This is a genomic window from ANME-2 cluster archaeon, from assembly GCA_019429385.1.
In the GTDB taxonomy this organism is placed as follows: domain Archaea; phylum Halobacteriota; class Methanosarcinia; order Methanosarcinales; family Methanocomedenaceae; genus Methanocomedens_B.
The window spans coordinates 1-14,264 of record JAHYIS010000024.1 but is presented as its reverse complement, the minus strand read 5'-3'; the positions used below and the strand labels follow the sequence as shown (position 1 = coordinate 14,264).

The 14,264-nt window shown below is 45.3% G+C and carries 12 protein-coding genes; 9 read left to right on the top strand and 3 right to left on the bottom strand.

The annotated features are described in order from the left end of the window. Positions 1–51 precede the first annotated feature (51 nt). Entirely contained in the window at positions 52–822 is a 771-nt protein-coding gene (gene larB / locus K0A89_08810; GenBank protein MBW6518585.1) for a nickel pincer cofactor biosynthesis protein LarB, read from the bottom strand. A 2-nt stretch (positions 823–824) separates the two neighbouring features. Next, complete coding sequence (locus tag K0A89_08805) at positions 825–1,874, bottom strand: hypothetical protein (protein MBW6518584.1); 1,050 nt, start codon at positions 1,872–1,874, stop codon at positions 825–827. A gap of 206 nt (positions 1,875–2,080) precedes the next feature. Here K0A89_08805 and K0A89_08800 point away from each other — a divergent pair, with 206 nt between their 5' ends. The 4 genes from K0A89_08800 to K0A89_08785 all read left to right on the top strand — a co-directional run bounded on the left by K0A89_08800 (position 2,081) and on the right by K0A89_08785 (position 6,091). Beyond that, the gene (locus K0A89_08800) at positions 2,081–2,302 is read left to right on the top strand and encodes a 4Fe-4S binding protein (GenBank protein ID MBW6518583.1); all 222 of its coding nucleotides are present in this window, start codon (positions 2,081–2,083) and stop codon (positions 2,300–2,302) included. A 156-nt stretch (positions 2,303–2,458) separates the two neighbouring features. After that, positions 2,459–2,968 (top strand): CoB--CoM heterodisulfide reductase subunit C, encoded by a 510-nt coding sequence (hdrC, locus tag K0A89_08795; protein MBW6518582.1) that lies wholly within the window; start codon positions 2,459–2,461, stop codon positions 2,966–2,968. Continuing rightward, positions 2,965–3,849 (top strand): CoB--CoM heterodisulfide reductase subunit B, encoded by an 885-nt coding sequence (gene hdrB / locus K0A89_08790; GenBank protein ID MBW6518581.1) that lies wholly within the window; start codon positions 2,965–2,967, stop codon positions 3,847–3,849. The genes hdrC and hdrB overlap by 4 nt, the downstream gene beginning before the upstream one ends. Positions 3,850–3,856: 7 nt before the next feature. Next, positions 3,857–6,091, top strand: a complete 2,235-nt coding sequence (locus K0A89_08785) for an FAD-dependent oxidoreductase (protein MBW6518580.1) — start codon at positions 3,857–3,859, stop codon at positions 6,089–6,091. An 18-nt stretch (positions 6,092–6,109) separates the two neighbouring features. Here K0A89_08785 and K0A89_08780 read toward each other — a convergent pair whose 3' ends face one another. Continuing rightward, positions 6,110–6,958, bottom strand: coding sequence for a proline dehydrogenase family protein (locus K0A89_08780; GenBank protein ID MBW6518579.1), 849 nt, complete (start codon positions 6,956–6,958; stop codon positions 6,110–6,112). A 192-nt stretch (positions 6,959–7,150) separates the two neighbouring features. Between K0A89_08780 and K0A89_08775 the strand changes: the two genes are divergently transcribed. From K0A89_08775 to K0A89_08755, 5 genes are all read left to right on the top strand, one after another. Next, positions 7,151–8,047 carry a glycine/betaine ABC transporter substrate-binding protein gene (locus K0A89_08775; GenBank protein MBW6518578.1) on the top strand — a complete coding sequence of 299 codons (897 nt, stop codon included), beginning with the start codon at positions 7,151–7,153 and terminating at the stop codon, positions 8,045–8,047. Between the two features lie 51 nt (positions 8,048–8,098). Further along, on the top strand, positions 8,099–9,226 hold the full coding sequence (locus K0A89_08770) for a betaine/proline/choline family ABC transporter ATP-binding protein (protein MBW6518577.1): 1,128 nt from the start codon (positions 8,099–8,101) through the stop codon (positions 9,224–9,226). A 30-nt stretch (positions 9,227–9,256) separates the two neighbouring features. After that, a complete protein-coding gene (locus K0A89_08765) occupies positions 9,257–9,901 on the top strand; it encodes an ABC transporter permease (GenBank protein ID MBW6518576.1) in 645 nt (214 codons plus the stop codon). Beyond that, a complete protein-coding gene (locus K0A89_08760; GenBank protein MBW6518575.1) occupies positions 9,895–10,509 on the top strand; it encodes an ABC transporter permease in 615 nt (204 codons plus the stop codon). The genes K0A89_08765 and K0A89_08760 overlap by 7 nt, the downstream gene beginning before the upstream one ends. A gap of 241 nt (positions 10,510–10,750) precedes the next feature. Then, positions 10,751–14,264 (top strand): hypothetical protein (locus K0A89_08755; protein ID MBW6518574.1); only part of this gene is annotated, 3,514 nt, incomplete at its 3' end.

The following is a 14,264-nucleotide window of genomic DNA, read 5'->3' as shown; positions in this document are numbered from 1 at the left end:
ATTGAGCTATCAACTACCTTTTTGGCATTCTTTTTTTAAGAAATGTAATAATCACTCTTTCCGTCTTGCCATAGCGAGCATATTGGCAATCCGAGCAGCAAACGCTCCAGCCACGAACCCGGCATCAATATTTACCACGCTCAGCACAGAGCATGACTGAAGCATGGTATGCAACGCTGCCTTCCCGCCACCTCCGGCCCCGTATCCGGATGAGACCGGCACTCCTATCACCGGCACATCCACCAGTCCTGATACAATGGTGGGGAGAGTACCTTCCCGGCCAGCGGCCACCACTATGGCGTCAACCCCCTTCTCCACCATTTCTGCCAGACCAGGGAACAGCCTGTGAATGCCGGCAGCACCCACATCATAAATGGTATGCACTGTCACACCCATCTCCTGTGCTATGACCTTAGCCTCTTCTGCAACAGGAATATCAACCGTTCCTGCAGTGATGATACCGATTACCCCCCCGGTTGATTCAACATGTGAACCGCCTTTGCGCAGTATTGCAATCCTCGCATGCCGGTTCCATTCCACTGGATGTTTTTGTTTTAACGCTTCAAGCTGTTCATCCGAGACCCTGGTAATAATAACCGTTGATTCATGCTCAAGATGGGATAAGGCAATACCAACCAGGTCATCAATAGTTTTACCGGGAGCGTAAACAGCTTCAGGAATTCCGGTACGTCTTGCGCGGTGAGGGTCGATACAGGCGACATTTTCAAGGGTATGGAGGTTATTGATACGTATCTGTTTTACAGCTTCGTCAATATCAATGTTGCCCGTTTTTACATCTTCAAGTAGTCGGGTAAGGTCCATGATCAAATATCTTCCAGAGTCTTTCGCTGTGCATACATTGATTCCCGCATCTCTTTCGCTTCCTTGATTATACTGCGAAGTCCATGTACATCAATTTCTTTCTGGATACTTTCATAGAACAACTCTTCAGTGGTTCTTGGTTGGACCAGACTTTCGAGTTCGTGGGATTCGATTTCTACTGCCTGCATGCTTTCTGGATTCATATTCCATCCTGTTTTAGTAGGCTTGGTTACAACATGTTGAATGGGGATAGCCCTCTGAATTTCAAGGGCCGGCTGGGCAACTTCACCCAGCATTATAGAACCGCTCAATTCTTTAAGCTGGGCTACAGCTTTTTGTATAATATTGAGACGTTCAAGACTTGCATCAATATCCAGGTCACCACTATTCAGTTTGATATATTCGAATTCACGCCTAAGGTTGTATGCTTTTTCTTCAATTTCAGCCATCCAGACAGCCACGTTATGGATATCCTGCGAACTGTTTGCCAGGTGAGGGAGCACTTCCATGAACAATGTAGTATAAAGTGCCCCTGCCACTAGCAGTGGGAACAATGGACTCCAGGTAAATGATGCTAAACCCATATAGAGCAGGATAGAATAGAGAATAAGTATCTGGCCGCCCAGTATGGTGCAGGGGTCTGTGCGTGTTATAGGCAGATTTGGATAACTGGCTTTTATAAATGACCTGGCAAAAGCAGCTGTCATCAGGATAACACCAGGTATAAGTGGAAAGAGAAAGTTCCGTACAACTTCAAAATGTCCTGCAGCACCTGCTATTGAAACAGCCAGGAGTGACACCCCTGCTATAATGCCATTGAGGTCAAGGTTAAGTAGAGCACTTCCACTATGCTGGTTTTTCTCAGATTCCATGCTGACATAAGACGTGATAAAAAATACCAGTCCCAGAAAACCAGTGAACAGCGGATTTCTTAAAAGACTGAACATGTCTAAGTATACCAGGACCGTAAATATGATTAATACGATTCCTGCAGTAATATTTGAGAGAGATGCACTGACTACATCTATCAGTCTTTCATTTGAATTATCCATATACATATCTCACGAGAAGTACCCTAAATCAAGTCTAATTATTTTTTGAAACAAATTAATATAGTAAAGTGATTTTTATTAGTATTAATAGTTTTGTGTCATCTGGCTACTTTGACGCAATCTGACTAATTTAGGGTCATCAGATTATTGTGGTCTCATTTTCAATCCAATAAGTTAAATGGATTAAAAAATAATTCTGTGAGTAAATGCCTGTAGAAATATCGGTCAATGACTCATGTACGGGATGTGGACGCTGCAGGAACCTTTGCCCAAAAGGTCCTATTATCTGGGATATTCGAAAGATGGACAATGGCAGAGTTGTATATTATGCAAAAGAACCTGCTTTTTGTCTTTTTTGCAAGAGGTGTGCAGGGGCGTGTCCTGTGGGCGCAATAACCGTATTGAACATATCAGGACGCTCAAAATAGTAGTATATATTTTGGAAGGTTTGTACAAAACAGTGCAAAATGTGATCGATAAAATCAATACTTATAATAATCACTGAAATCAATGTTGTTTAACGATATGTTATAGTGAGATCAGGAAATATTGAACATTTTATACTTATCAATTGGAGTGGAACAATGACAAAGGAACCGGTAAAACTGCTTGATGATGAAGGATTGACATTTTTAACCTGCATGCAGTGCGGGACATGTACCGGAAGTTGCCCTTCCGGACGGTACACCAGCCTGAATACCAGACGTATAGTACTGTCTGCAAGGCGGAATAAGGATGTGTATCACGATAAAGACCTGTGGATGTGTACGACCTGTTACCAGTGTCAGGAACGGTGTCCAAGAGGAATAAATATCGTTGATGGGATTCTGGCCCTGAGGACGGAATCGGTTCATATGGGACTCATGCTTCCTGATCATCGCAAAGTGGCAGGGCTGGTTATAGAAAAGGGCCATGCAGTACCTATAAATGATACTAACCGGGACAAACGAAAGAAACTGGGGATGGACGAGCTCCCTGAAACGGTCCACAAGTACCCGGATGCTCTTGACCAGGTGAAAAAACTGCTAATAGCTACTGGTTTTGTCCAACTGGTCAAGGATACGGAAGGAAAAGAAAAGGAGGGAGGGCAATGAAACCTGTATCGCTGTTCCTGGGATGTATTATTCCCAACCGTTATCCTGGCATTGAAAAAGCTACAAAGCTGGTATTGGACGGACTGGGTATCGACTGGACTGACCTGGCCGGTGCGTCATGCTGCCCTGCCCCGGGTGTGTTCAGGTCATTTGATAAGGTCACATGGTTGACCCTTGCAGCCCGGAATATCGTGTTATCTGAACAAATGAACCGGGATGTACTGACTATATGTAACGGTTGTTTCGGTTCCCTGACTGATGCCAACCATGAACTCAAGCATGACCAGGGTCTGGCCAGGCAGGTCAATAAGCATCTCGCAGAAGTGGATATGAAGTACAACGGCTCAGTTGAGGTCCGTCATATCATCGAGTTCCTGTCCAAGGAAATCGGACCCGGGACGATAAAAGAAACCATTAAGCATCAGCTTGACCTGAAGGTAGCATTGCATTATGGCTGCCATCTCATCAAACCTTCCAAAGAGCGGGACCTGGGGACCGTGGAGAACCCGGTGTTCTTTGATGAACTTGTGGAAGCGCTTGGCGCACAGAGTATTGATTATGAGGATAAGATGGCGTGCTGCGGTGCAGGAGGCGGCGTACGTTCTGCATTACTGGATACGTCACTGGAGATGGCAGAAGCAAAATTGCAGCATATTGCCGAGGCAGGAGTAGACTGTATCGTCAATGCATGTCCATTCTGTCACCTGCAGCTGGACTTTGGGCAGGTAGAGATAAAAGATAAGTTCGGGCATGAATACAATATCCCGGTGCTGCATTATTCCCAGTTGCTGGCTATTGCTATGGGGCATTCACCTGAAGAGGTGGGTGTGGACCTGAATTTCATAACAGATGCACAGTTCATTGACCGGTTAAGGGGGTAAGGTGAAAATGAGCAGCAGCAAGATAGGCGTGTACCTGTGCAGGTGTGGTGGCAATATCTCGGATGTTGTCGATATTGATGACGTGGCCGGGGCAATGAAAGGAAAGGACAATGTGGCATCGGTAACCATTCAGGATTATCTGTGCAGCTCAGCCGGACAGGGATCCATTGAACAGGATATCAGGGGTGGTAACGTGGATAAAGTGGTCATAGGTTCCTGTTCTCCAAAACTTCACCTGGAAACATTCCGGAAAATGGCAGGGAAAGCAGGTATCAATCCCATGATGCTGGAAATAACGAATCTTCGGGAGCAGGATTCATGGGTACATCCTGATGAACCCGAACAAGCTACGAGCAAGGCAAAGTCCCTGATCACAGGAGCAGTGGCCAGAATGGCGGCATTGTCAGAACTTGCACCCATAGAAAAAGACCTTGTAGACAGGGTATTGGTGGTAGGCGGCGGTATTGCAGGGATAACAACAGCGCTGGAGCTGGCAGATGACCATGAGGTCGTGCTGGTGGAGAAGGAACCTTATATCGGTGGTCATATGATAGGATTGTCCAAGACCTTTCCCACCTATGATTGTTCCCAGTGTACCCTGACACCAAAGATGGTGGCAGTGTACAACCATCCCAATATTACTATGTTCACAAACACGGAAGTGGATGGTGTACAGGGAAATGTGGGTGACTACACGGTTGCATTAAAACATTCTCCCAGGTACGTGGATGTGGAAACATGTACTTCATGTGGCAGGTGTGCTGCAAAATGTCCGGTTGACGCCATTTACCTGCCATTTGCCCAGGCCATACCCCAGGTGTATATTATTGACAAGGAAAAGTGTATTGACTGTGGAGCATGCGCAAAGATCTGTCCTGTGGATGCCATCAGGCTTGAGGATGAGGTCCGGACTGAAGACATAAAAGTGGGTTCGGTGGTGATTGCTACTGGTTTTAAGATTTTTGACGTATCGCGTATCGAGGAATATACTACCGACCATCCGGATATTATTACTGCAGTGGAGTTCGAGGATATGCTTTCAGCAAAGAGCCATACCGGCATGCGACTCCAGAAAGCAGACGGAACGATGCCAAAACGGGTAGCGTTCGTATTGTGCGTGGGCAGCCGGGATTTCGAGAAATATAACAAGCATTGCAGCAGGGTATGCTGCCTGTATTCGATGAAGCAGGCGCACCTGGTTAAGAAGATGAACAAGGATGCTGAGGTGACGATATTCTACATTGATATGCGGGCTGCAGGGCGCCGTTTTGAAGAGTTCTATTATAATACCCAGAAGGAGGGTGTACAGTTCATCAGGGGCAGGATAGCGGAAATAACACCAACGAAGAACGGTGACCTGAAGGTGAGATATGAAGATACCCTGCTCAACTCCAAGGAGGAAGATGTGTTCGATATGGTCGTGCTGTGCCCTTCGCTGGAGGCTGCCGAAGGGTCGCAGGAACTGGCCCGGCAGTTGAATGTCCCGATAGGTGATGATGGTTTTATCGAGGAGAAGCATGTAAAGATAGACCCTGTCAGTTCCCTGAACCAGGCAGTGTACATGGCTGGTTGCTCAATAGGTCCCAAGGACATCCATGATTCGGTGACCGATGGTATCAGTGCCGCTCATAAGACACACCAGTTCCTGGGGAAGGGCAGGATTGCCATATCTCCGGAAAAACCCGTCATCAATGACCGGTGTGACGAGTGCGGTATATGTATCGAGGAGTGTCCCTATGATGCGTTGTCCGGACCGGGCAGACCGAAACTTGAACCGCTGGCATGTACGGGTTGCGGTGTGTGCGCTGCCGTGTGCCCGCAGCAGGCTATTGATATCCAGAACTACACGCGCGAGCAGCTCAAGGCGCAGGTTAAAGGAATGCTGGAGGCAGGCCCGGGTGTAATTGTGTTCATCGACCCTGCGGCCTATGCAGCTGCTGACCTGGCAGGGGTGAACCGCAATCAGTATTCCTCAAAGATACTTTTTGTGCAGGTGCCATCCATCCATATACTGGATGCGGATATCGTGAACTTTGCTTTTGAGAGTGGAGCTGGAGGTGTGATGCTGGTTGAAGGGACTACTGATGAGCGGCTGGTGGAGCGGTCCAAGGCGCTCTACAATATGCTCAAGAAAGAGACACGGGAGCAGAAAAAGCCTATAAGGTATTCGCATGTGGAAACGGCGCAGTATGAGAAGATGGGGAACCTGTTCAATGTGTTTGCGGAAGGGGTGAAGGTGTAAATTTGTCACCTTTTGAACTCAATCCCCTTTAATAATACAAACCGCTGCAGTCTTTATATCCCGCTTCTGCTCATTCAACCTGCGCAGGAAATAACCAAGCCAGCCCTTGCCGTAGGGGATATATCCGCAGACCCTGTACCCATCCCGAGCCAGTTCTTCCTTCCGTTTGTCATGCGCACCCATGAGCATCTGGAACTCGAAATTCCGGGGATGGTCCCGGTTCAATTGCCTGGCCAGTTCGATAAGTTCATCATCGTGGGTAGCCACTGCAATCAGTTCAGGTCCGCCATCCCTGAACAGCATCTCCATCTGATCTGCATAGGCTTTCCTGATATCACAATGTTCCTTAATAACTATATCAGCCGGTTCTTTGTATGCTCCTTTACACAGGCGTATCTTTGCGCCGATTGACGAGAGGTCTTTCAGGTCACCCGGCGTCCTGAACAGGTATGCCTGAATGGCTAATCCTATATTCTTATTTTCGGAATAGAGTTGTTTGTAGATATCAATGATGTCCTGGGTATAGGCGCTCCCTTCCATATCTATCCATACAAAAATGCCACGGGCGGCTGCCTTCTTTATCAGAGGTGCTATCGTCCTGATGCACGTCTGCATATCTTTCATAAGCCCCAACTGGGTGAGTTTGATGGAAATGGCACTGTCTATCTGTTCCTGTTTGATGCCATCCAGGAGCCTGCTATATTCTTCTGCTGAGGCTTCTATCTCTGAGATATTCTCGTTATGTTCTCCCACGTGGTTGATAATACCGGTTATTCCCCGGGTGTTTGCAGATTTTGCCCTCTCAACAGCATCTTCAAGATATTCACCGGCAACCCAGCGTTTCGCCAGATGTATCAGAATTCCCATATCTATTTACTCCACTCAGGGAAAATTCCCTATGATTAAATTGGTAATATCACTTTAAAAAAGTATCCCCTTTATCATCTCAAATAACTATCCAGTTCAATTATCCATAACTGAAACCATTCACCCTGGAAATATATCCTTAGAGGAAACTATAAGTAACTCTGAAATAGATTAATTATCGGGGAATTTTACATGAAATTGAATATCTTAATCGCTTTTATTATAGTAATTGCAGTACTGACAAGTGGATGCACACAATCAGATGACAATACCATTGTCATCGGGTCCAAACAATTTCAGGAATCATATATCCTTGCACATATGATATCCCTCCTGCTGGAAGAGCATGGATATGAAACAGATGTAAAAGAAGGGTTAGGTGGTACCTTCGTCAATTATGAAGCCCTGAAACAAGGTCAGGTCAACACGTATGTGGAATATACCGGAACAGCATACAGCCAGATATTGAATAAACCACCACTTGAGGTATGGGACCCCCAGCTAGTATATGAAGAAGCAGAAAAAGGTTTGCTTGAACAGGATGGCGTGCTTATTGTCAACAACCTGGGTTTTGAGGATGCTTACGCTATAGCGGTCAAGAAAGATTGGGCGCAGGCAAATAACGTGTCCAGAATCAGTGAGCTTGAAGTATTTGCACCGGAAATGGTAATTGGGACTGACCCTGAATTTGCACAAAGGGAAGATGGTCTTCCTCGCATAGAAGAAGTATATGGTTTTAAATTCAAAAATTACCGGCAGGGACTGGCCACTATCATGTACGAAGCTATCAAACAGGGTGATGTAGAGGCAGTGTCAGCATATACGACCGATACCAGGAACGAATTGTTCAATCTCAGGATACTGGAAGATGATAAGAACGCTTTGCCACCCTATGATGCCATAGTTATTGTTACAGAGAAGTTCGCATCTGAAAATCCGGATGTTGTTGATATCATCAAGGAACTGGACGGCAGAATTGATACTGATTCAATGAGGGAACTTAATTATCAATATGATGTGGACAAAAAAGAAGCACGGGATATTGCCAGGGATTTTCTCGTACAGCAGGGGTTAATTGCTGAAGAGTAATTCAACCCTTTTTGATTTATTTATAAAACATGACGAGATTCATAGATAGCCATGCCTACTCAAAGACTATTTGACAGGATCGACTCAGTTCATCTTCAGCAGGTCACGAAAAAATACGACGAACACTTTGCTGTTGAACAATTGGACCTTGATATACAGGGCGGTGAACTGTTGATACTGATAGGTCCCAGTGGTTCTGGAAAGACCACCACCCTCAGGATGATAAACCGGCTTATTGAACCGGATGAGGGAGTCATAACGATAAACGACCATGACATAATGGAATTTGACCCTGTCAGGTTGCGAAGGAACATCGGTTATGTCATCCAGGATATCGGTCTTTTTCCCCATATGACCATCAAGGAGAATATAGGGCTGGTCCCCCGTCTGGAGGGGTGGTCCGACCAGGATATCTCAGACAGGGTAAAACATCTCCTTGATTTTGTATCACTTCCCCCCGAATCATTTATGGACAGGTATCCCAGTCAGTTGAGCGGTGGGCAGCAGCAGCGGGTCGGACTTGCCAGGGCACTTGCCATGGACCCGCCCTTATTGTTGATGGATGAACCGTTTGGAGCACTTGACCCAATATTGAGAAAGCAGTTGCAGGATGAGTTCAATGTAATAAAACAGGAAATAGGCAGGACAATATTGTTTATTACCCATGACATTGATGAAGCATTCAAACTGGGGGATAGAATCGGTATTATGTCTGATGCTAAACTCATCCAGATAGGTACTCCTGAAGAATTGATCCTGAACCCTGAAAATGAACTGGTTTCTGATATTGTTGATGCAAAAAGGAAATTCAAACACATGGATACCCTCAAGGTAAAGGATATGATGTCTCCTATAACTGAGAAATATCTATTTGATGCCGGAATGACCGCACAGCAAGCTGTTAATAGGATGGCAAAAACCAATGTGGAACTAGCTATCGTACTTGATAGCTCTGATCCAATAGGATATGTTGCAATGGTGGACCTGCTTCAACAAACATACGATAATGTAGCACTTCGGGATATTGCAAGAGCTATCCCTGTTTTTTCACCAAATGATCATATTGCATCAGCATTGGGGAAATTAAAAGACCAAGCCGAATCATTAGGAATTGTGATAGAAGCAGGCCGTCCATGTGGAATTTTCTTTTTAGACAAAGTGCTCCTGAAACTCATTTGATAAATAGTATCAATAGGCAAGGTTGGATTTATGGAACAATTCATTGTACAGATAATGGATGTATGGGATTCACAATTGTTAACCATGCGTACAATGGAGCATTTGTATATGTTCAGTATTGCCCTTTTTTCAGCCACAGTCATTGGTATCAGTGTGGGGATCATTGTATTTCTGCATCCAAGAATTGCCAATCCGATATTGAATATCCTCAATATTATCGAAACCCTACCTGATATTGCACTTCTGGTTCTATTGCTTCCCTTCTTTGGTTTAGGGGCAAAACCTACTATTGTTGCATCGATCCTGTATTCTATCCTGCCTATCACCAGGAATACCTATGTGGGTCTGAAAAGTGTCAACAAAGAGTATATTTACATCGCACAGGCAATAGGACTGTCATCAAAAGAGATATTGGTCAAGGTAAGGATGCCAATGGCACTTCCACTCATTGCTGGTGGTTTCAGGATAGCACTGGTATTTACTATGGGCTTGATCACCCTGGGTGGCCTAATTGCAGCAGGTGGCCTTGGAACGGCATTGCAGACGGGTATTTACCTGTATGATGTGGATACCATTCTGGTTGCAGGATTATGGACCGGAATGCTTGCAGTTATTCTGGATGCAATTGCTGGTGTTATTGAAAACAGACTCAAGGTGAGGTATGGTTCATGGTAATATTTTCCACTATTGCAGATGCTACTGTTGAGCATATTGTTCTCACATATTCAGCTCTTTTCATAAGTATCGTCATAGCTATTCCACTGGCATTTGCCTCATTGTATAGTACCAGGCTGGCTTCTATCGTAATAAAATTTGCAAACCTGGCCCAGGCAGTACCGAGTTTTGCTGTTGTTGCAATTGTGGTTCCACTTATTGGAATAGGTTTCACCCCGGCTATAATAGCCATTATGCTAAGGGCTTTGCTCCCCATTATTAAAAATTCCTATATAGGCCTAACCAATATTGATCCATTATTAATAGAATATGCTAAAGGTATTGGATTAACTGACTGGCAGATCAACCGTCACATTAGAATACCAAATGCATACCCTGCAATGTTCGCAGGTATAAAATTTGCAGCTATCCTGGCCAATAGTATCGCTATACTGACCGCAATTATTGGTAGCGGTGGACTGGGAGAACTGGTATTTGAAGGTCTGATAGCTTTTAACACGGATAAGATCTTGGCTGGAGCCCTTCCTGCTATAGTGCTCGCATTATTCATTGATGTGTCATTTTCATTCCTTGAGAGGAGATTGACACCAGTATATCTCAAAGGTTGAAAAGGTATTTTTATAAGGATGATACATACAAGAACATACAAAATATAAGAATTTCAGGCATTTATAAATAATATTGAGTTTATAAATTCTTAAAAAAAATTAGAATGGATATGAAATCAAAACATTTATGAGAATACAAGAAACACGATTATCCTGAATTGACTCTTTGAATAAATACTTTAAACAGGTATTAACATTAATGGTATAAAACCATACAGTGTGTTGCCGATAGGTGTATAGAATGCAATGGGCAGAGACAAATGCAGTTAGAGCTACTTTTTTAATTTTATTTTTATTGGCCCTTTTGCCTGTATTAGATGCATCGAACGGAGATTGTCTTAGCTGTCATAATAATACAGCCCCCTATCTTGATGTCAATATTTCAGCAATAAATGCCAGTGTGCATGCTGATTTGAACAATGGTACACCTTATAATGCATCAATAGACCCATTGAACCGGGTATGTTGGGCATGTCATGGGAACGGAACTGCTCCTATCGGAACTCACTCAGATGCTGCAGTGAATGCCACCAATCCTGCCAATTACACGAATCCTCTGAATTGCAATGAGGGGGATTGTCATATAAACGGGACACTCCCCGGCAGTAACATCAGTGGCCCATCTATTCCCATTGTACTGGAACATATTCAGAATATAAATCTATCTACAGATATCGATACTTTTGATAATTGCAGCTATTGCCATAATCAAAGCCTGACCCCCAGGATATTAAATGACAATAATGCATCTAATGTTACCCTCTTATCAAATGTGTCTCATTACGCCAACACTTCTACTCTTATCTCCACGGTTGTTGATTGCAGCCTTTGTCATAAGAATACAAGTGTTGGTGTCCAGTGGAACGTTTCAGACCAGATACGGCATCCAGTGAATAAGACAGCAGGATTTTGCAGCAACTGTCATGGCAATGATACAACATTCCATAGGGAAAACCTATCCAAGGCCGCTGACATCCATACCTTTGGTTTTGACTGGGAGGGTGACGGTATTGATTATGAGGTCCAGGCGGGCCAGCAGCGGCAGGATAATGAAGGGTGCTATGCCTGCCATAAAGAAGACGTAGAACCAATGACATTTATATCAGATAATAATACCAATATCTGTGAAGAGTGTCATTATTCGAGTCCTTCCGGGCCATTCAGTGATAAGATCCAGCTGAGAAGCGATATTAACGAAACAATGCCCGGAGTGGTCAACCATATCAATAGACCATTGACCTTGATACAGGTACCCAATCAAAGTGCTGCCTATTCCACCACCACCCAGATAACACCCTCAACATGTTTTAGTTTTGATAATAATACAGGCAATGGTTCATGCCATGGTGTAGGCCGGGAGAAGAACGGTTCTGCAGGCGGGTATTATGCTTTTTATAACTTCGGATTGCCTGACTCAAATATGAGTCCCTACCGGTTCACGCAGACCATAGACCATATGCCCAATACCAGTGATTGCAGGATCTGTCATCTTGGTGCTAATACGAGCATTGGCACCCTGGTCGAATCGACCTGGTGGGGTGCACCGTCCAATGTAACTGCTCTTGTTACCGGTGTTCCTCAACATGTAAATGCAACGGTCACTAAAGAGGAATGCTGGGACTGCCATGCCGGGGGAGCTCAACCGCTGGATTTCCATTCAGCCAATGTGACCCGGGGAGGTGACCCTGATTGTATCAAATGCCATCAGATGTCAAGCACAAACGTGACCCATCATATCAATACAACCACTTTCAACAGCAGTGTGCATGCGGGCATGAATTCCTTGAATGCTTCGTCACAGGGCTACTTCTCAGATAATGGGGCCTGCTGGGCATGTCATGATTCTGCTGGTAATGTAACCGGCGGAATGGGTGACCGATTTGCGAATCCTTTTATGTGCGTGGACTGCCATGTTGCCGGGGGAGCCAAATATGGGGTTACTTTCAATGGAGACCCGCAACCTGCAAAACCCGTTTCAAACCATTTCAACGGAGGGAATATCTCTGCACTCTGGAATACGACCAGCGCCCAGGCTTCATGTATCGACTGCCATGAGAATGTTTCCAGCATGGTACTTTACAATAACGATACCGACACCGGCAGTTTTATCGGTGATGGAGAGCGCTTCACAGGTGGGAACCTGAGTTTCTACCATTATGGCAAGAACAGATCAGCATTCGGCAAAACACCGGGAAGTGCTGATTATTGTTCCTACTGCCATAAAAACGCCACCGTTGAATTCAGCGGTGTATTTACAGACCCTTCGAATACTTCGATAAATAACCACAGCCTGAGATACAATAGCACGAACCCGGGTTGTAATGCGAGCGAATGCCACAATAGCACGGGATACCAGTTCCATGATGAACCTCTCAAGAAGCCAATAATAAACGATACTCTTTGCCTGGCATGTCATGGGATATCAAAGACTTACAGCGGTAACATGGTTACTACAAACAAGACGCGCCATAACCAGGCTGTAAACTGTACTGCCTGTCACACCTATAATTCCACTGAAATTCATCCTATGAACTATCTCCAGCAGGACGATACCTTCAGCACATCCAACGTTACTGCAATTGACTGTGTCCGCTGTCATAGCAACAACGCCACCCTTTCCAACTTCACTCCCACCCGACCGCTCGTTGCAAATACCGGCGGCATGTTCGCTCACAGCGATAACCTCAATAACGGCAGCCGGTGGAATAGCACTGTTTACTGGAACACCACCAACGAAGCCTGCGAATACTGTCACAACGATACCAGGCACAGCGACCCTGCCACGGGTCTTATCGAGAGTATCCGCAACGGCCAGGCATTGAACACCAGCATCACCAGCACCAACACCTGGTGCCGAGGGTGTCATGTCAATTCTGCACCCTACTATAACGGTACCCAGTGGACCCCGGTTCCACCGACCATTGTACTGAACAATACGCTCAATGGCACTGCATGGGATAATTCCGGCCAGGTATGGTACAATCACTCGTTCATGGGGAGCAATGTCAATGACAGTACATGCCAGCCCTGTCACGGTGCTCTATTGCTCACGATATCAACTCCTACTACGAAAGATTTCGTGCATAGAGTGGCAGTGGGTGGATTCGGGGCTGATTGTATATCATGCCATGATATTGGCGGTACTGCACCCAAGGTCAATTTCACGGTAATGAATGATTCACTATCAATTCACCAGAATATCCAGAATCTATCAACTATCACCAACCCGTATGCCATAAGTGACACCAACAAGATCTGCTGGGCATGCCACATCAATAACGGTACCTATCCTGCAACGGCAACGTCACATGCTGACCGTCTGGGTGACTTTAATGGGGTTGAACCTTACACCTGTGAGGAATGCCATGTTGGTACCAATAAACCAACCAACCTATCAGGTGCTGGTGTAATTCCTGCAGTAGTTGAACACTTTTACGGCGGCAGCGAACTCAAAGCAGGTAATGGCACGAATAACATGTCGTCCTGTGTAGTATGCCACAATCTTACCGAGATGAAACTCCTTGATATCGGTCCTGCGGCTGCAGACCCGGCCGACCGGACCAATGATAGTTACCTTATCGCCCACTATGGCAGGAAGAGAACAGACCTTCGTACCTGGTCGGGTGGTGTGAATTGCAGTTACTGCCACCAGGCAGGGTCAGCGTTCAACAGTACCGGCATAATGGTGAATCCTACATTCAATGCAAGTGTTCCCGAACATAGTCTGAATGCCGGTGCCTGGGGTACTACATCAC

What these genes read in the sequence shown, in the direction of transcription:
- larB (MBW6518585.1), bottom strand. Translation starts at nt 822, where the DNA reads ATGGACCTTACCCGACTACTTGAAGATGTAAAAACGGGCAACATTGAT.
- K0A89_08805 (MBW6518584.1), bottom strand. Translation starts at nt 1,874, where the DNA reads ATGGATAATTCAAATGAAAGACTGATAGATGTAGTCAGTGCATCTCTC.
- K0A89_08800 (MBW6518583.1), top strand. Translation starts at nt 2,081, where the DNA reads ATGCCTGTAGAAATATCGGTCAATGACTCATGTACGGGATGTGGACGC.
- hdrC (MBW6518582.1), top strand. Translation starts at nt 2,459, where the DNA reads ATGACAAAGGAACCGGTAAAACTGCTTGATGATGAAGGATTGACATTT.
- hdrB (MBW6518581.1), top strand. Translation starts at nt 2,965, where the DNA reads ATGAAACCTGTATCGCTGTTCCTGGGATGTATTATTCCCAACCGTTAT.
- K0A89_08785 (MBW6518580.1), top strand. Translation starts at nt 3,857, where the DNA reads ATGAGCAGCAGCAAGATAGGCGTGTACCTGTGCAGGTGTGGTGGCAAT.
- K0A89_08780 (MBW6518579.1), bottom strand. Translation starts at nt 6,958, where the DNA reads ATGGGAATTCTGATACATCTGGCGAAACGCTGGGTTGCCGGTGAATAT.
- K0A89_08775 (MBW6518578.1), top strand. Translation starts at nt 7,151, where the DNA reads ATGAAATTGAATATCTTAATCGCTTTTATTATAGTAATTGCAGTACTG.
- K0A89_08770 (MBW6518577.1), top strand. Translation starts at nt 8,099, where the DNA reads ATGCCTACTCAAAGACTATTTGACAGGATCGACTCAGTTCATCTTCAG.
- K0A89_08765 (MBW6518576.1), top strand. Translation starts at nt 9,257, where the DNA reads ATGGAACAATTCATTGTACAGATAATGGATGTATGGGATTCACAATTG.
- K0A89_08760 (MBW6518575.1), top strand. Translation starts at nt 9,895, where the DNA reads ATGGTAATATTTTCCACTATTGCAGATGCTACTGTTGAGCATATTGTT.